18 protein-coding genes are annotated in these 16192 nt (G+C 63.3%); 10 read left to right on the top strand and 8 right to left on the bottom strand.

Annotated elements, in window-relative coordinates:
- Window positions 1-50: 50 nt before the first annotated feature.
- Window positions 51-848 carry an enoyl-CoA hydratase/isomerase family protein gene (locus B5525_RS05740; RefSeq protein WP_079565138.1) on the bottom strand — a complete coding sequence of 266 codons (798 nt, stop codon included), beginning with the start codon at window positions 846-848 and terminating at the stop codon, window positions 51-53.
- Complete coding sequence (locus B5525_RS05735) at window positions 845-1957, bottom strand: cyclic nucleotide-gated ion channel (protein WP_079565137.1); 1113 nt, start codon at window positions 1955-1957, stop codon at window positions 845-847. Before B5525_RS05735 ends, B5525_RS05740 begins: the two co-directional genes overlap by 4 nt.
- 328 nt (window positions 1958-2285) lie before the next feature.
- Between B5525_RS05735 and B5525_RS05730 the strand changes: the two genes are divergently transcribed.
- Together B5525_RS05730 and B5525_RS05725 are read left to right on the top strand one after the other, a co-directional pair.
- Window positions 2286-2954: a Crp/Fnr family transcriptional regulator gene (locus B5525_RS05730; protein WP_079565136.1), complete on the top strand. Its 669-nt coding sequence runs from the start codon at window positions 2286-2288 to the stop codon at window positions 2952-2954.
- Between the two features lie 17 nt (window positions 2955-2971).
- Entirely contained in the window at window positions 2972-3853 is an 882-nt protein-coding gene (locus tag B5525_RS05725; RefSeq protein WP_079565135.1) for a DUF6537 domain-containing protein, read from the top strand.
- Between the two features lie 101 nt (window positions 3854-3954).
- On the opposite strand, the gene B5525_RS05720 is transcribed toward B5525_RS05725, so the two are convergent.
- Entirely contained in the window at window positions 3955-5352 is a 1398-nt protein-coding gene (locus tag B5525_RS05720) for a TAXI family TRAP transporter solute-binding subunit (protein ID WP_079565134.1), read from the bottom strand.
- Between the two features lie 401 nt (window positions 5353-5753).
- Between B5525_RS05720 and B5525_RS05715 the strand changes: the two genes are divergently transcribed.
- Both B5525_RS05715 and B5525_RS05710 read left to right on the top strand, forming a co-directional pair.
- Complete coding sequence (locus B5525_RS05715; RefSeq protein WP_172900099.1) at window positions 5754-6110, top strand: DUF3307 domain-containing protein; 357 nt, start codon at window positions 5754-5756, stop codon at window positions 6108-6110.
- A gap of 171 nt (window positions 6111-6281) precedes the next feature.
- Complete coding sequence (locus B5525_RS05710; RefSeq protein WP_079565132.1) at window positions 6282-6683, top strand: hypothetical protein; 402 nt, start codon at window positions 6282-6284, stop codon at window positions 6681-6683.
- A gap of 47 nt (window positions 6684-6730) precedes the next feature.
- Here B5525_RS05710 and B5525_RS05705 read toward each other — a convergent pair whose 3' ends face one another.
- On the bottom strand, window positions 6731-7051 hold the full coding sequence (locus B5525_RS05705) for a YkgJ family cysteine cluster protein (RefSeq protein ID WP_079565131.1): 321 nt from the start codon (window positions 7049-7051) through the stop codon (window positions 6731-6733).
- 139 nt (window positions 7052-7190) lie between these two features.
- Window positions 7191-7889, bottom strand: a complete 699-nt coding sequence (locus B5525_RS05700) for a helix-turn-helix transcriptional regulator (protein WP_079565130.1) — start codon at window positions 7887-7889, stop codon at window positions 7191-7193.
- 226 nt (window positions 7890-8115) lie between these two features.
- Between B5525_RS05700 and B5525_RS05695 the strand changes: the two genes are divergently transcribed.
- Window positions 8116-8844 (top strand): glutathione S-transferase family protein, encoded by a 729-nt coding sequence (locus B5525_RS05695; protein WP_079565129.1) that lies wholly within the window; start codon window positions 8116-8118, stop codon window positions 8842-8844.
- A gap of 3 nt (window positions 8845-8847) precedes the next feature.
- Here the strand turns inward: B5525_RS05695 and B5525_RS05690 are convergent, their stop codons facing one another.
- Window positions 8848-9477, bottom strand: a complete 630-nt coding sequence (locus tag B5525_RS05690; RefSeq protein ID WP_079565128.1) for a pyridoxamine 5'-phosphate oxidase family protein — start codon at window positions 9475-9477, stop codon at window positions 8848-8850.
- 124 nt (window positions 9478-9601) lie between these two features.
- Between B5525_RS05690 and B5525_RS05685 the strand changes: the two genes are divergently transcribed.
- Window positions 9602-10501, top strand: a complete 900-nt coding sequence (locus B5525_RS05685) for a LysR family transcriptional regulator (protein WP_079565127.1) — start codon at window positions 9602-9604, stop codon at window positions 10499-10501.
- A gap of 178 nt (window positions 10502-10679) precedes the next feature.
- On the opposite strand, the gene B5525_RS05680 is transcribed toward B5525_RS05685, so the two are convergent.
- A complete protein-coding gene (locus tag B5525_RS05680) occupies window positions 10680-11105 on the bottom strand; it encodes a PaaI family thioesterase (RefSeq protein WP_079565126.1) in 426 nt (141 codons plus the stop codon).
- 275 nt (window positions 11106-11380) lie between these two features.
- Window positions 11381-12550: a 4-hydroxybenzoate 3-monooxygenase gene (gene pobA, locus B5525_RS05675; protein WP_079565125.1), complete on the bottom strand. Its 1170-nt coding sequence runs from the start codon at window positions 12548-12550 to the stop codon at window positions 11381-11383.
- Window positions 12551-12687: 137 nt separating this feature from the next.
- Here pobA and B5525_RS05670 point away from each other — a divergent pair, with 137 nt between their 5' ends.
- From B5525_RS05670 to B5525_RS05655, 4 genes are all read left to right on the top strand, one after another.
- Window positions 12688-13704: a TRAP transporter substrate-binding protein gene (locus tag B5525_RS05670; RefSeq protein ID WP_079565124.1), complete on the top strand. Its 1017-nt coding sequence runs from the start codon at window positions 12688-12690 to the stop codon at window positions 13702-13704.
- 82 nt (window positions 13705-13786) lie between these two features.
- Window positions 13787-14296: a TRAP transporter small permease gene (locus B5525_RS05665; RefSeq protein ID WP_079565123.1), complete on the top strand. Its 510-nt coding sequence runs from the start codon at window positions 13787-13789 to the stop codon at window positions 14294-14296.
- Between the two features lie 2 nt (window positions 14297-14298).
- Window positions 14299-15615 (top strand): TRAP transporter large permease, encoded by a 1317-nt coding sequence (locus B5525_RS05660; protein ID WP_079565122.1) that lies wholly within the window; start codon window positions 14299-14301, stop codon window positions 15613-15615.
- A 12-nt stretch (window positions 15616-15627) separates the two neighbouring features.
- Window positions 15628-16089, top strand: a complete 462-nt coding sequence (locus tag B5525_RS05655; RefSeq protein WP_079565121.1) for a DUF3237 domain-containing protein — start codon at window positions 15628-15630, stop codon at window positions 16087-16089.
- The last annotated feature ends 103 nt before the right edge of the window (window positions 16090-16192 follow it).

The following is a 16192-nucleotide window of genomic DNA, read 5'->3' as shown; positions in this document are numbered from 1 at the left end:
CTGCTTTCGCGGGGACGACATCTTGAGTTGCGAGTACACCTCACGCCTCATCAAAACTTCGGCGGCCGCTTTTCCGAGAACGCCTTGATGCCTTCCTTGATCTCGGCGCTGCGCATGCTGTCGCGGTGGCGGCGGTCGGCGGCCTCCTCGTTGAGCTCGCCTCTGGCGTATTCGTTGATGGCGCGCTTCATGCCGCGCATTGCGACCGGGGCGTTGCCGGCAAGGGTGGCTGCCAGCCGGTCGACCTCTTCGTCGAGCGCTTCCGGCGGCACCATCGCGGTGAGGTAGCCGATCCGCAGCATTTCGGCGGCGCCGATTTTCTCGGCGGTCAGGAACAGCCGCTTGGCGTTGTCGACGCCGAGCCGCGACACGTAGCGCTTGATGCCGCTCTTGTAATAATGCAGGCCCAGCCGCGCCGCCGGCATGAACATCTCGGCAGTGTCGACGCCGATGCGGAAATCGCAGGCCAGCGCGAGGTCCGTGGAGCCGCCATAGACGCCGCCATTGAGCCGGCAGATCGTCGGCACCGCGAGGTCCTCGAGCCGGTTGACGACGACCTCGAACGCCGACCCCGCGGTCTGCTCCTGCGCGTTGGCTGCGCGTTCGGCGATCGAACCGAGATCGTAGCCGGCGGAGAAGGCGCGGCCGGTGCCGGTCAGCACCAATACCCTGATGGAAGCGTCAGCTTCGATCCGGTCGAACAGTCTTGAGAGCATCTCGAGGTCGTCGGGCTGCAGCCGGTTCAAATGCTTCGGCCGGTTGAGGCGGATGGTGGCGCGCGCGCCGGCGAGTTCGAGCACCGGTGTGCTCGCAGGATCGGTGGCAGCGGAGGCGTGGTCCTGCGTCATTTGTTCTCCAGCGCGCGCCGATTGGCCTCGGCGTCGATGGTCTCGGCAAGATCGGGATGCCGCGCCATCAAGAGGCGGAAATCCACGAGGTCGAGCACCAGAAGCCGCGACACCCGCGTGGTGGTGATATTGGCCGAGCGCAGATTGTTGCCGAGCAGCGCCATCTCGCCGAAGAAGGCGCCTTCGCCGAGCCGCACCTTCTTGCCGGGCAGATCCACCTCGACCTCGCCGGCGGCGATGAAATACATGCAGTCGCCGGCCTGGCCCTTTCGGATGATCATGGTGCGCGCCGGCAGATCCATGGTGCGCAGCATATGCGTCACGTCGGCGATCGCCGCGGGTCCCAGCGCGGCGAAGAACGGCACCTTGCTCACCGATTCCCAGGTTTTCAGGAAATTGTCGCGGCGGGTCTCGGCGGCAAAACCGGTGGCGAGGATGCCGGTCCATAGCCCGAACACGCCGAGCCCGCAGATCATCACGACGGCTGCGACCAGGCGGCCAAGAACCGTGATCGGCACCACGTCGCCATATCCCACGGTGGTCAGGGTAACGACCGCCCACCACAAGGCCGCGGGAACGCTGCCGAAGGTGGCCGCCTGGACGTCATGCTCCAGGTAGTATTCTGCCACCGACGCGAGAAAGAGAACCATCAGGAAAATCACCAGCACGCTCAGCAGCGGCCCGGATTCCAGCACCAGCACCCGGCGCAGTTGGCGCAATCCGGGAACCCCCGGAACCACCTTGAGCATCCACAATGCGCACAACAACCACGCCGATTTGGGATCCGCGCCAAGCGCAAGCGCGAGCGGGATGGCCAGGGCAGCCACCGCGTCCACCAGCCCGCGTCCCGACAGCGCGTAACCCCAGCCGCGCTGCGTCAGGGAGGCGTGGCGAAGCCGGACCACCCATTCGAACACAAAGAAACCCAGGCATGCCCACAGCGTCGCGTCGACCCAGCGATGCGCCGCCTCGTAGGCCGGGGCAACCGTCAGAACCAGCATCATGACGAAGCCGATGGCGACAGCCACATAGGCCGCCTTGGTCATGTTGCGGCCGGTGGTGGCGGCCACAAATTGTGCCAAAGCGGGGAAAACAAGCGGCTTGGACATCGGGAGACGGCGGCCTGTTGCTGGAAGAAACCTTAACGGTCATGACTTGCACGTGACCGGGCCCCAAAGTGCCCAAGCGGGGGGAGATCGTCAACGAGATGCCGAAAACAGCGTTATCGCCCGCTCCCGGTTGCGAAGCGCGGATCCGCTCGGGGGCGCTCGCGAGAGCCGGGCGGGCCGGGAATTTTCTGGCCGGGATTGGATAGATTACCCGACAAAACGTTGGTTTTTCGCCGTATATCAAAAACTCCCGCGGGCATTATGATGCCGGGAGCGCACCGCACCACGGCCCGCGAAACCATTTACCCCGGAAAGCTGGTTGGCCCCGATGGATACCTCACATCTTGCGGAACACGCCGGCACCGCCGGCACTCTGTTCGCCTCCGTTTTCGTCGTCGCCACGACGACGATGCGGACCATGATCCCGTTGCGGGTGTTCGCCATTCTCACCAACATCGTCCTGATCGCGACCGCGATTCCGAGCCATAATTCCCTGGTCATCCTGGTGCAGTCGGTGGTGCTGGTGCTCAATACGTACCGGCTGCACCAGATGCTGCAGCTGGTGCGCGACGTGAAGAAATCCGTCAACAGCGATCTGTCGCTGGAATGGCTGAAGCCGTTCATGACCGAGCGCAAATGCATCCCCGGCGAGGTCCTGTTCTACAAGGACGAGAAGGCTGAGGACATGTTCTACATCGTCAGCGGCCGCTTCAAGCTGGTCGAATCCGGCATCGAACTGCCGGTTGGCGCCATCGTCGGCGAATTCGGCATGCTGTCGCCGTCGAATGAGCGGACGCAAACGCTGGAATGCGTCGAGGCCGGCGTCGTCCTCAGCGTCAGCTACAGCAAGGTCGAGGAACTGTACGTGCAGAATCCGGCCTTCGGCTTCTACTTCCTGCGCCTCGCCAGCGCCCGGCTGTTCGAGAACATCGGAAAACTGGAGCAGCGGCTGGCGCAGCAGGGGGCGCCGGCCCCGGCAGCGCCGAACCCCGCCTGACAGACTGGAAACCCGATTTGGCCGGTGTCCTTTCCTCGCTCCGCTATCTGCTCGCCGATGTCATCGGCGACGACGACGGCGCGCAGCCATTGCTGCCGGACGGATTGCCCGACAGCGCGGTGGCCGACGTTAGTGACGGCATTCATCTGCTGATGGACTATCAGGGCCCGAGCTACGCGCAGCTTTATGTGGAACGGGTGCGGCGCTTCGTCGGAAGGCGCGGCGTCGATGAGGCGATGATCGCCGAGATCGCCCGGCTGATGGCGCGCCGCATGAGCTACGAAGATCCGATCCGGATCGCGCAGCTGAAGCTCGCGGAATGGGAGGCGGCGTCCGGCAATCGCCGTCTTCTACCTGGGGACATGATCGGGAAATTCCGGCTCGATGAGCTGATCGGCGCGCTTCCCGCGGCGATCGCCGAACCCGTGCTCGATGCGCTGGAATGGGCGGGCTGGACCCACATGCCGGTCTCGATCCGCTTCAGCGCCAGGAGCCGCTGGGGCGTTCGCCGCCTGAGGATCGAGGCGGGCTTGCGGCGATGGCGGCTGTTCTCGGTGCGCTACGCCAAGGAACGCGTCTGGGTCGAACGCTGGCTGCACATGATCAGCCGCAGCCTGGACAAGCAGCCCGCCGCCGCCCCCGCCATGGTGCGGACCGCGACCATGATCTCCGGCTATGGCGCTCCCTATCGCCACGGTCTCGCCGACTGGCACGCCATCATCGATGGTCTCGCCAAGCCGACTTTCGACGGCGTGCTGCCCTTGGCCGATCTGGCCGCTGCCGTCGCCGAGGCCCGTGCCGCCGCCACGCCTGATTCCCGGCAGGTCGCGCTCAAGCGCGCCATCGCGGAGATCCGGGCGCGGGCGCTGGCCGCCGGCACCAGTGTCGCGGCGGAGTGAACAGCTTCGTCGTGTCCCGAACGCGGGGACGACTCAGAGTGAGAGTGTTCGACACCGTCATTCCGCGTTCGCGCCGATGCGCGAACCGGAATGATGAAGGCTCACGCGCTCTGCGCGGTCTTGACGACCACCACATTGTCCTCGTGGCCGGCGTGCCGCTTCAGATGATCGCGGCGCATGCCGATCTCGTCGCGCACGAATTCATAACCGAGCTTGAAGGTCTCCAGCCCGTCGGTCGAGATACTGCCGTCGCGCAAGCCTATCACCGCGCCGCGAAGGATGGCTTCCAGTTCGTCCTGTAGCGCTTCCAGCGAATCCAGCGAATCGGCGTGTTCGATCCGTTCGCCGATGTCGAGGATGGCGGTCGCCAGTTCGCCGGCCTTCTCCGGCGCGACGCGGGTGATCTTGGTGTAGATCGCGGCGAAGATCGAGCCGATGATGCTGAGCGCGCCGACGCCAAGATACATCGCGTCGCTGTAGCGGTCCATGAACGACTTGGTGTCGTCGTTGATATATTCGGCGGCGCCCTGGTGGGCGATGATGAAGGCGTCCTTGTCGGTATCCGCCGGTTCGATCCTGGAAGCGAATCCGTCGTCCAGCGCGAGTTCGGCCTTGTTTTCGTAGATCGCGCGCGCGAGGTCTCCGGCTGTCGTCGTCGACATCCGGGATTGCGCGACCAGCAGCCATTGCAGTCCGATAGTATCGATATCGTCATCGGGAATCGCCGGCGAGGAGGACAGCATGGCGGTGGTCAGCGTCTCCTCGGAAATGCCGGGATTGCGCCGCGCCATGGCCTTGCCTTCATCGATGGCGTTGATGGTGAACCCGCCGCGTTTGGCGTATTGCTCGTAGCGCTTGTCCTTCACCAAAGTCGAGGCGTGCGCGACGGCGATGACCGCGCCGTAACCGCCGGGAGCGAACAGTCTGTCGAGCGTCGAATTCGGCGGCGCCGGCTGAACCTTCGAATTGGCATCGGCGCTATCGGAAATTTCCAGCGCATTGCGGATGAAGGCGGTGCCGCTGTCGCCATCGGCCAGCACCGCGATCTTCTTTTTGCGGAGTTCGGCGAGCGATTTTATCTTTTTGCCGCCGGGGCTGATAAGGAGCACGAGATCGTGTTCCAGCACGGCGAGCGCCCGGGCGCGCGGCGGCACCTTGGCGTCGGTGCGCAGCACCGCGAGGTTCGCCTGCCTGCGATCGAACGAGGCGAGCGCCTTGGCGCTGTCGCCATTGGTGACGATCTTCAGACGCAGCCGCGAATTGGTGCTCTTGAGCACCGCGGCCAGCTTGGCGGCGAAGCGGGCCTCCAGGCTGTTGCCGTCGCCGACGGCGAAGACCACCGTTTCGGAATTCCTCAGCCAGGTGCGGCCGCCCCATGCGACGATGATCACCGTCAGAAGCAATGTCAGGGCGGCAAACAGGAGCACCTGCCGGCGGTTGGTTCTGACAACCTGCGAGCGTGGCGTAGCCGCATTCGGTGTTGGCACTTCAGCGCCCATGGCTCATACCCGCGACCCGGAAGGCTGATTTCCCCGCCTGGCCACGCCGCGAAACGCCTGGCGCGGCCGTAAATATCTAAAAAAGAACAATAATTTTCCTGTAGACCGATGATATCCGCCCCGGGGCGGATTGCAAATTGCTCCGCGCCGGTAACGTTACCGGAGGAACGCATATCGCCATAAGGCCACACTTGGCGTTTTTCGAGTTCCCCGAGGTGCATTCCGGCCCGGGAGATGTCATAAAAGACAAATACCGGTCGAATTGTCCGGATTTGAGAAGAAGTTGCGCTGAAGGCCTCCCGTTCTGTTTGTGCCATTTCAAGTCAGTCCCAGCGAGGGCGTCAGCTTTGTTGTTTCCCCCCATGTCGTCATCGGTCCCGGTAGGCGCGCTGATCGGCTGGATGCTGCTGCTTACCGTCAAGCACGTGATCGCCGATTTCGTCCTGCAGACTTCCTGGATGGCGATCGGCAAGGACCAGAAGCACGGCTGGGCGCTGCCGCTGCTGGCCCATTGTCTCGTGCACCTTGCGGTTGCAATGGTGCTGATTCTGATTGTCGCGCCGCGGTTCTGGTTCGTCGCACTGATCGATTTCGCGATCCACATCACGGTCGACCGCGCCAAGGGACTTTGCGCCGCCAACTTCGGCGTGACGCAGGAGAACAAGCACCCATGGTTCTGGACGCTGATCGGGGTCGATCAGGCGCTGCACCATCTCACCGGCTTTGGACTTTCGATTTTCATGGCGGCGAACGGCTGAGCCCACCGGCTCGACGTCATCATCCGGACACCGGCGCTCCGTGCCGCGCTCGTCGCGGCCGCGGTGTCTGATTCGGCTCGTTCGCTCAAGCATCCCGGGGTACTACCGGGGGCTTAGGTTAACCGTTCGTTATAGAGTTGCACTGCATCCTCCCGATCAGGAGATATGCAAATGTTTTCAAGCCGCGACGCCTTCGAGAACGACTTCTGCCCGGTTCGGGACGAATTGCTCGGCGAAATGTACCGCGCCAACGAACATGGTCTGGCCCGGCTGGTGGAGAGCGTCTCTTCCGACGTTCGGGCCATGCTGGCGCTGTTCTGTTACCGCAGAAGCCATTTGCATACGCTGGCGCTCTCGATCGCCGCAACCTGCAGCGAACGCGAACTGATCGAGTTGGGCGGGCGCGTCGGCTCGACACTCTACGCGCTGTCCGGCAAACCTTCCGCGCATTCTGCGCCGTCGTCATCCTACGGCAACCGCAAGCCGATCACGCTCTCGACCAAGCCGCTCTCCAGCTTCGTGCCGATCGAAGACGAACTGGACGAGGATCTCGCCGAGGCGGTGACGGCGTAATCTCTATAGCTGTCGTCCCTGCGAACGCAGCGACGACAACATTAGCATCATGTCAGCACCGACAGTCCATGCCGCCGCCGTGCCATCGCACATTCGGCGTCGCCGGGCATGCAGGTCCGGCACACTTCCGGCCGCACGGCATAGATGGTGCACGCGGTCGCGATCCCGATTCTACCCGACAACGCCGAGCAGCGGTTGCCGTCGCAGCGCATGCCGGACAGTCTGTCGTTGACGAATTTTTCCGGGATCAGATCGAGCGCGGCGTCGTCCTCGGTGGTGAAGCGCGGCCAGTTCGGCGAATAGGAACAGCAGGCTCCGCAGGCCTGGCAGGGGCTTTCGATATCCGCGGCTGAATCCCGGCTTTCCATGGTGTCCGTTTATAGCGTTTTCGAGCGAAGTGGATACCGGTTCGCGCGAAGAAATCGCGTCACAAAAATCTGGAGGCTCGGTTCTGATTCAATCAAAACGGAGCCTCTAGTTCGCGATACCGCCATCAGATTTCCTTTGTCAGATTTCTTTGGGTGCCTCCCAGACCAGGCTCCTGCGCCATCGCGCCCGAAGCAGGTCGCGCCGTTCGGGGTATTTCTCGTCGTGATACACCGCGTCGACGACGCGGTCGGTCCGAAAACTGCGGAAGTCCTTTCGCAGTTCGCACCACGCCGCTAAAATCCGCACCGCTTCATGATAGCCGACGGCGATCGGCCAGACGGTACGTTCGCTGCCGCGGCCTTGTTCGTCGCGATAGTTCAGCGTGATCTTCTTGCCCTCGTGAATCTGGGCGCGCGTTCGCACCATGTCGATGCGGTCGGGTTCCCGGTTCCAGACCGGACGCGCCCGGCTCGCGGGTTCGAGCACGAACGGCCTCAGGCGTTCGGGGACGGTGTCGGCGATTTTCGCCATCAGGTCCTGCGCGGCGCGCGCCAGCACCTCGTCGGCGTGCCCGGCGACCCATTGCGCGCCGAGCACGGCCGCTTCGATCTCGTCCGGCGTGAGCATCAAAGGCGGCAGGTCGAATCCCTTTTCGAGGATATAGCCCATGCCGGCCTCGCCGCGGATCGGCACGCGCTGTTCGATCAGGGTCGCGATGTCGCGGTAGATCGTGCGCTTGGAGGTCTCGAGCTCGGCGGCGATCGCATCCGCCGTCAGCGGCTTCCGGGTCCGCCGCAGCACCTGAATGATCTGGAACAACCGGTCGGCGCGTCTCATGGCAGCGTCTCTTTTGTCTTTATCGGAAGGCTGCCATCCGATGCTGACAGCATGTTGGCAGCAGGGGGTCAGTATAACGGGACAACCCGCTAACGAAGAGGATTTTGTCCATGATGATTCTGTACGGCCTCGACCTTTGGTCAACGATGTCGCCGCTGCTGACACCACGGTGGCAGCAGGGGGTGGCTAGCCTGAAGCGCCTGCTCAGGAAATCGGGAGCGCTCAATTGATCACCCTTTATGGCTTCGGCCCCGGCTTCGGCCTGCCGGAAATCAGCCCGTTCGTGACCAAGACCGAAGTCCAGCTGAAGATGGCCGGCCTCGCCTACCGCAAGGAAAAGGCGATGCCGCCGGCCTCTCCCAAGGGGCAATTGCCCTATATCGTCGATGACGCCGAGAGCGTCGCCGATTCGACCTTCATCCGTGCGCATATCGAGGGCAAATACGGCTTCGATTTCGATGCCCCGCTCAGCCTGCAGGCGCGGGCGCAGGCCTGGGCGTTCGAACGGATGATCGAGCACCATGTCTATTGGGCACTGGTCGGCGCGCGCTGGGTCGATGGCGAGAACTTTGCGAAGGGGCCGTCGCATTTCTTCGACGGCGCGCCCGAGCACATGCGCGAAAGACTTCGCGAGGACGCGCAATTCCGCGTCGCCGAGAACTATCTGCTGAGCGGCCTCGGCCGCCATGCGCCGGACGAGGATATCGACCTTGCGGTCCGCTCGCTGTTTGCGCTGTCGGTCCAACTCGGCGACAAGCCGTATCTGATGGGGGACGCGCCCTGCGGTACCGATGCCACCGCCTTCGGTGCGCTCGCCGGCATCCTGACGCCGTTCTTCACCTCGCAATTGCGCGAGCGCACCGAGCACTTCCAAAATCTAACCGACTATGTCGACCGGATGATGCTGCAATATTATCCGGATTTTGCGTGGGCCTCCCAGCAGCAGGCCGCCTGATGTTCAATTTGCCGGCGCTGACGCGGCCTTCGACGCCGCCAGCTCGGCCTCCAGTTCAGCAATCCGCGCATCGCGGGCGGCAAGTGCCCCCGCCACGTCGGCGGCGTCGAACTTCTGCGGGATGTGCTGCGGGCAGTTGGTGTCCCAGGCGGATACTTTGAACAGGATTACCTGCTCGGGCCGCGCCTTGTAGCCCTGCGGCATCAGCGATTGCAAAAGCGCCGGATCGTCGTCCACGACGCGCGCCTCGCCCCAGATTTTTACGCGGCGGCGGTGCGCGTAATCCATCAGGAAGAGGTGGGCCTTGGGATTTTCCGAGAGATTGCCTTGCGTGATGTATTGCCGGTTGCCGCTGTAATCCGCGAACGCCAGCGTGTTCTTGTCGAGGACCCTGACAAAACCCTTTGGCCCGCCGCGATGCTGGATATAGGGCTGGCCGTCGGCGGATGCCGTCGCGAGATACATGCTGTTGGCCTCGGCCACGAACGCCGCGAGATGCTCATCGATTTCGGTGCGCCAGCCGCCGCGCGCCTCGACATGGGCATAGGCGGCGCGCGATCCCTTGGCTTCCTGGATCGCCTTCACCGCCGGGGTGAACGCGACATCGCTGGAATAGGGGTGAGTGTCTGACATCGGAAAATCTCCTGAAACTCCCGGCGGCGAACCCGCCCGTCTCACCCGGCTAAAGTGAGCATTTTCGAAATTTGAACAATCTGCCTGATTGACACTTCATCATTGCGCTATATGAAATAATCCCATGGATCGCCTCGACGCCATGCAGGCCTTTGTCGCGGTCGCCGACCTGCAAGGGTTCGCGCCGGCGGCGCGCAAGCTCGGGCTGTCGCCATCGGCGGTGACGCGGCTGATCGCGGCGCTGGAGGAACGGCTCGGCGCCCGGCTGTTGCAGCGGACCACCCGGCAGGTGGCGCTGACCGACGTCGGCGCGCGCTATCTGGAACGGGTGCGGCGCATTCTCGGTGATGTCGAGGAGGCGGAAGCCGCCGCCGAGGGCGAGCGCAGCCGGCCGAGCGGCCGGCTGGTGGTCTCGGCGCCGGTCGGTTTCGGGCGCCTCCATGTCAGCCCGGTGATGTCGGCCTACCTGAAGCGCTACCCGGAAGTATCCGCCGAACTGCTGCTGTCGGACCAGATCATCAATCTGGTGGAGGACGCGATCGATCTTGCGGTGCGGATCGGCCACCTTGCGGATTCCACGCTGGTCGCGCGCCATGTCGGCGAGATGCGGCGGATCGTGGTGGCCTCGCCCGCCTATCTCAGGGCGCGCGGCGAGCCGAAGGCGCCCGCTTCCATCACAGCGCATGACACCATCCAGTTCGGCGCCACGACCGCCGCGCCAGACTGGCGGTTTGTCGAGCAGGGCCGCGAGGTCCGCGTGGCCTGCACGCCGCGCTTTGCCACCAACAGCGCCGACGCCGCGATCCAGTATGCCGAGCAGGACGGCGGCCTGACCCGCGTGATGTTCTACCAGGCGGCCTCATCGCTCACAGCCGGCCGGCTCAAAATCGTGCTGGCGAAATTCGAGCAGCCGGCGCTGCCGATCCACCTGGTCTATCCGACGTCGCGCCTGCTGTCGGCCAAGGTGCGCGCGTTCATCGATCTCGTCACCGAGACCGCCGACTGGCGGTTTGGCGGGAAATAATTGTTCAGGTGTCGTCACCCGCGAAAGCGGGTGACCCAGTAAACGCAAGCGTCTCGATTCTAATGACGGCCACGGCGTTCTGGATGCCCCGCCAGAGCCTGTCATCGGGCTCGCCGAAGGCGAGACCCGGTGGCGGGGCATGACAAGGGGAGAGGATGCGCGTGCAGAGGAACGACATCTATGGTTTCTTCGGCACGACGCGGAACGTCGCATTGGCGCGCGCGATCACGACGTCGTCGGCCTTGATCAGGCTCTGCGCGAAGCAGATCGTGCTGCCGGTCTTGATCACGTCGCTTTCGACCGCGAGCCATTGTCCAACCTGCGCGGTGCCGGTGAAATCGACCGCGAGCCCGATCGTCACCAGCGACGACACGCCGCCCATGACATGGGCGCAGCTGTAACCCATCGCGTTGTCCGACAACGCGGCGATGAGCCCGCCGTGAATCAGCCCGCGGCCATTGGTGTGCGGCTTGGCGAGCCGCAATCCGATGATGACGGCCCTGTCGGTGCGCTTCGAATACAGGGGTTCCCAGGGCTCGGTGAGCGGGCTCTGCCGGAAGTGGCGCTCGAAGCCTGCGGGGATATCGGTATTGATGGCGGTCATATCGGGGCTCGCGTGTTTGTAATGCTGTCGGCATTAAACGCGATGTGTACGACGGATTCACCGCCTACAAAGTTTTAAACGGGATTTTGTCACCTGTTTGAAACGGAACGAACTGTCGTCACCCGCCACCCGGTCCGGCCTCCGGCCGGCCGGATGACAGGCTCCGGCGGGTGACCCAGTATTCCAGAGGCGTTCGCTGGAATCGAGACGCCGCAGTGTATTGGATACCCGCTTTTCGCAGGTATGACAGCGGGTGCTGACGGTAGCGAAAATCGCTAATACGGCAGCCCCACGTAATTTTCCGCCAGCGACGTCGTTGCCGCCCTGGAGTGGACGAGATAGTCGAGCTCGGCCACCTGGATGCGGGCGCCGATTTCGCCCTGGTCGGGAAACTTGTGCAGGATCGAGGTCATCCACCAGGAGAAGCGCACCGCCTTCCAGGCCCGCGACAGCGCCCTTCGGGAATAGTCGTCGATGCCGGCGGAGGATTTCTCGTCGTAATATTCCCGCAAAGCGTGCGAGAGAAAGCGCACGTCGCTGGCGGCGAGGTTCAATCCCTTGGCGCCGGTCGGCGGCACGATATGCGCGGCGTCGCCAGCGAGAAACATCCGCCCGAACCGCATCGGCTCGGCGACGAAACTGCGCAATGGCGCGATGCTCTTTTCGATCGAGGGGCCGGTGATGAGGCTGTCGACCGCTTTCTGGTCCAGCCGGCGCTTCAGTTCATCCCAGAACCGCTCGTCCGGCCACTGGTCGACGTGGTCGTCGAGCGAACATTGCACGTAATGGCGGCTGCGGCGCATCGAGCGCATGGTGCAGAGCGCGAAGCCGCGGGCATGGTTGGAATAGATCAGTTCATGCGAAACCGGCGGCGTCTCCGACAATATCCCGAGCCAGCCGAAAGGATAGATCCGCTCGAACGTCTTGATCGCCGACGGCTTGACGCTGGCGCGGCTGACACCATGGAAGCCGTCGCAACCGGCGATGAAATCGCACGTCAATTCGCAGGCGACGCCGTCCTTGACGTAACTGACGCGCGGATGATCGGTGTCGAAATCATGCGGCTCGACGTCGGCGGCTTCGTAGATCGAGGTCAGACCGGCCGCCTCGCGCGCGTTCATCAGGTCGAGCGTCACCTCGGTCTGGCCGTAGATCATCATGGTCTTGCCGGTTAACGCCTTCAGATCGATGCGGTGCCGGCTGCCTGCAAAGGCAAGCTCGACCCCCTCATGGACCAAGCCCTCGCGGTGGGCGCGGCTGCCAGCGCCGACTTCGTCGAGCAGCTCAACCGTGCCCTCTTCCAAAAGGCCGGCACGGATGCGGCCGAGCACATAGTCCGGCGTCTGCCGCTCCAGGATGACGTTGTCGATTCCGTAGGCGTGAAGCAGCTGTCCCAGCAGCAATCCCGCCGGCCCCGCGCCAATGATTGCTACTTTTGTCCGCAATACTCGCCCCCCTCGATGTTATAGGCTTGAAACCGGCCGGGCGGACATCGGCGCCCGGCTTGCAATGATAATTATATCATATAACAATAACCGCAAAGGGCCGTCGAAGGCCTGGCTCACGAGGGGAGAAGATGTCGATGAGGAAGACGTTCTTGGCGTTGCTGCTGGCCGCCAGCGTGACGCCTGCGTTCGCGCAGGAAAAAACCATCGATCTGAAACTGTCGCACTGGGTGCCGGCGTCGCATCCGCTGCAAAAGGCGCTGGAGGATTGGGGCGCTTCGGTCGAAAAGGCATCCGGCGGCACCATCCATTACAAGGTCTATCCCGCGCAGCAGCTCGGCAAGGCGTTCGACCATTATGACATGGCGCGCGACGGCATCGCCGACGTCACCTACGTCAATCCCGGCTATCAGCCCGGCCGTTTCCCGATCATCGGCGCCGGCGAACTGCCGTTCCTGATGTCGGACGCCAAGGGCGGCTCGATGGGGCTCGACGCCTGGTACCGGAAATATGCCGGGACGGAAATGAAGGACGTCAAGTTCTGCCTCGCCTTCATCCACGCGCCGTCGTCGTTCCATACGCGCACCAAGAAGATCGTGGTGCCGGATGACGTCAAGGGCATGAAGATCCGTCCCGCCGATGCGACCATCGCGAATTTCGTGACGCTGCTCGGCGGCACCAACGTGCAGTCCTCCGCACCGGAAGTGCGCGACATCATCGAGCGCGGCGTTGCCGACGGCGTCACCTTCCCGTGGGGATCGCTGGTGCTGTTCGGCGTCGACAAGGTGACGAAATATCACATGGAAGCGCCGCTCTATGTCACGACCTTCGCCTTCGTGATGAACAAGGACGTCTACAACCAGATGTCCGACCGCCAGAAAAAGGCGATCGACGACAACTGCAACACCGAAGCTGCCGGCAAGGTCGGCGAGCCCTGGGGCAAGTTCGAGGACGCCGGCGTCGATAGGGTGAGGGCCCAGGAGGGCCAGGAAGTCTACAAGCTGACCGCGGATCAGACGGCGCTGTGGAAGAAGGCGTCCGAGCCGCTGGTCAAGACCTGGGCCGACGGTGTCAAGAAAAACGGCACCGATCCCGACGCGGCACTGACAGAGCTGAAGGCCTCGCTCGCCAAATATAACGCCCTCGCGCAATAGGGTCGTTGAAAACTTCATTTGCGGCGGCGGGATCATCCCGCCGCCGTTTGCTGCAATCTCCAATAAGCCCCGTGGAGCCGAAATGAAGCGCGCCTCGATGGATCGTTTCATCGATACGATCGAATGGATCGCGGCTGGATTTGTCGGCCTCGTCGCCGCCAACATTTTCGTTTCGGTGCTGCTGCGCAACCTCTTCAACTATTCGATTCCCGACTCCTTCGATATCGGCCGGCTGATGCTGGGCATCCTGATCTTCTGGGGCATCGCCGCCACCAGCTATCGCGGCACCCACATCACCGTCGATCTGATCTGGGCCAATGTGAGCCCGAAATACCAGCGGATGATCGATATCTTTGCGACACTGGTGCTGCTGTTCGTGGTGACGGTGCAGACCTGGACCTTGTTCGACAAGGTGCGCGGCACCTATAACGATCACGTCACCACCTTCGACATGCACATGCCGACCTGGCCATTCTTCGCCATCGCCTGGGCCGGCGACGTCTCCGCGGTGCTGCTGATCGCGATCCGCACCTACCGGCTGATTTTCCATCCCGAAGACATGCACGATCCCAAGATTGCGGCTACGGAGTAGAGATGAGTACCGACGCCGTTGCCATCCTCGGATTCGTCGCGCTGTTTACGCTGATGCTGCTGCGTGTGCCGGTCGGCATGGCGATGGGTCTCGTCGGCGTCTCCGGCTTCGGCTATCTGGTCGGCGGCACGCCGGCGCTGAAGCTGGTCGGCCAGACCTCGATGCGCACGGTCACCGACTACACTTTCGGCGTGATCCCGATGTTCCTCTTGATGGGGACCTTCGTCAGCAATTCCGGCATGAGCCGCGACTTGTTCCGTGCCGCCAACGGTTTTGTCGGGCATTTGCGCGGTGGGCTCGGCATCGCCACCGTCGCGGCCTGCGGCGGCTTCGCCGCGATCTGCGGCTCATCGGTGGCGACCGCGGCGACGTTCTCGGCGGTGGCCTATCCGGAAATGCGCCGCTTTGGCTATCCGCAATCCTTTGCCACCGGCGTGATCGCGGCCGGCGGCACGCTGGGCGCGATGCTGCCGCCGTCCACGGTCCTCGCGGTCTACGGCATCATCACCGAACAGGACATCGGCAAGCTGTTCATGGCCGGCATCATTCCCGGCCTGCTGGCGATGACCATGTACATGATCACCATCACGCTGATCGGCCATTTCCGCCCCGGTTTCCTGCCGAAGGGCGCCTACACCACCTGGCGCGAGCGCTTCGCCGGGCTGAAGGACATCTGGGCGCCGGTGCTGCTGTTCGTGTTCGTGATCGGCGGGCTTTACGGCCTGCCGTTTTTGCCGCGCTTCACTCCGACCGAAGCCGGCGGCGTCGGCGCCACCGGCGCGTTCCTGATCGGCGTGGTGACCGGACGGCTGGACAAAGAGAAGATCCTGGCTTCGCTGTTGCAGGCCACCCGCACCGCGGCGGCCGTGTTCACCGTGCTGATCGGCGCGCTGATCTTCGGCTATTTCCTCACGGTGACGCAGACCCCGCAGAAGGTCACGGAATTCCTCACCGGCCTTGGGCTCGGCAGCTACGGCGTGCTGGCGCTGATCATGGTGATGTATCTGGTGCTGGGATGCCTGATGGACGCGATGGCGATGATCATCCTGACCGTGCCGATCATCTTCCCGGTGATCTCGCATCTCGGTTTCGATCCGATCTGGTTCGGCGTCATCATCGTGATGACGGTCGAACTGGGCCTGATCCATCCGCCGGTCGGCATGAACGTCTTTGTGATCAAAAGCGTGGTCAAGGACGTTTCCTTTGCCACCATCTTCAAGGGTGTAATCCCCTTCGTGGCCACCGACCTCGTCCGGCTGGTGATCCTGATCGCCTTTCCGCTGCTCGCGACCTGGCTGCCGCAACGCATGGCACATTAGGGAGGACGACCCATGGCTCCCGCGCTTGCGACAAAATATGTCTTCAGCCTCGCCATCAGGGTGGGGACGCCGATCGTCGCCGGCGATACTGGCCATGGGGTGCGGCGGGTCATTCCTGTCCTCGGCGGCGAACTCCATGGGCCGGGCATGAAGGGGACGATCTTTCCGGTTGGCGCGGATTTCCAGACCATCCGCCCCAACGGTTTTACCGAGCTCGAGGCCAAATACGCCTTCGAGATGGATGACGGCGCCGTCATCTACATCGAGAACATCGGCATCCGTTTCGGCCCCAAGGAGCTTCTCGACCGGATCGCCAAAGGCGAGGTCGTCGATCCCGCGCTGATCTATTTTCGCTCGGTGCCCCGATTCGAGACGGGTGCGGAAAACTATCGCTGGCTGATGGAAAACCTGTTTGTCGGTGTCGGCTCCCGGTACCCCGACCGCGTCGAACTCGACGTGCATCAGGTGCTGTGACCCCGCGTCGTCCCGGCGAAGGCCGGGACCCATGACCGCCAGCGGTATTGTTGTAGAAGGCGACTGCCATAGGGGCAAACGACAGCACACGGAGTGTGGCTCC

It is taken from the genome of Bradyrhizobium erythrophlei (genome assembly GCF_900129505.1).
In the GTDB taxonomy this organism is placed as follows: Bacteria; Pseudomonadota; Alphaproteobacteria; order Rhizobiales; family Xanthobacteraceae; genus Bradyrhizobium; species Bradyrhizobium erythrophlei_D.
This window is presented reverse-complemented; position numbering and strand designations above follow the sequence as displayed.

What these genes read in the sequence shown, in the direction of transcription:
- B5525_RS05740 (WP_079565138.1), bottom strand. Translation starts at nt 848, where the DNA reads ATGACGCAGGACCACGCCTCCGCTGCCACCGATCCTGCGAGCACACCG.
- B5525_RS05735 (WP_079565137.1), bottom strand. Translation starts at nt 1,957, where the DNA reads ATGTCCAAGCCGCTTGTTTTCCCCGCTTTGGCACAATTTGTGGCCGCC.
- B5525_RS05730 (WP_079565136.1), top strand. Translation starts at nt 2,286, where the DNA reads ATGGATACCTCACATCTTGCGGAACACGCCGGCACCGCCGGCACTCTG.
- B5525_RS05720 (WP_079565134.1), bottom strand. Translation starts at nt 5,352, where the DNA reads ATGGGCGCTGAAGTGCCAACACCGAATGCGGCTACGCCACGCTCGCAG.
- B5525_RS05715 (WP_172900099.1), top strand. Translation starts at nt 5,754, where the DNA reads ATGCTGCTGCTTACCGTCAAGCACGTGATCGCCGATTTCGTCCTGCAG.
- B5525_RS05710 (WP_079565132.1), top strand. Translation starts at nt 6,282, where the DNA reads ATGTTTTCAAGCCGCGACGCCTTCGAGAACGACTTCTGCCCGGTTCGG.
- B5525_RS05705 (WP_079565131.1), bottom strand. Translation starts at nt 7,051, where the DNA reads ATGGAAAGCCGGGATTCAGCCGCGGATATCGAAAGCCCCTGCCAGGCC.
- B5525_RS05700 (WP_079565130.1), bottom strand. Translation starts at nt 7,889, where the DNA reads ATGAGACGCGCCGACCGGTTGTTCCAGATCATTCAGGTGCTGCGGCGG.
- B5525_RS05690 (WP_079565128.1), bottom strand. Translation starts at nt 9,477, where the DNA reads ATGTCAGACACTCACCCCTATTCCAGCGATGTCGCGTTCACCCCGGCG.
- B5525_RS05685 (WP_079565127.1), top strand. Translation starts at nt 9,602, where the DNA reads ATGGATCGCCTCGACGCCATGCAGGCCTTTGTCGCGGTCGCCGACCTG.
- B5525_RS05680 (WP_079565126.1), bottom strand. Translation starts at nt 11,105, where the DNA reads ATGACCGCCATCAATACCGATATCCCCGCAGGCTTCGAGCGCCACTTC.
- B5525_RS05670 (WP_079565124.1), top strand. Translation starts at nt 12,688, where the DNA reads ATGAGGAAGACGTTCTTGGCGTTGCTGCTGGCCGCCAGCGTGACGCCT.
- B5525_RS05665 (WP_079565123.1), top strand. Translation starts at nt 13,787, where the DNA reads ATGAAGCGCGCCTCGATGGATCGTTTCATCGATACGATCGAATGGATC.
- B5525_RS05660 (WP_079565122.1), top strand. Translation starts at nt 14,299, where the DNA reads ATGAGTACCGACGCCGTTGCCATCCTCGGATTCGTCGCGCTGTTTACG.
- B5525_RS05655 (WP_079565121.1), top strand. Translation starts at nt 15,628, where the DNA reads ATGGCTCCCGCGCTTGCGACAAAATATGTCTTCAGCCTCGCCATCAGG.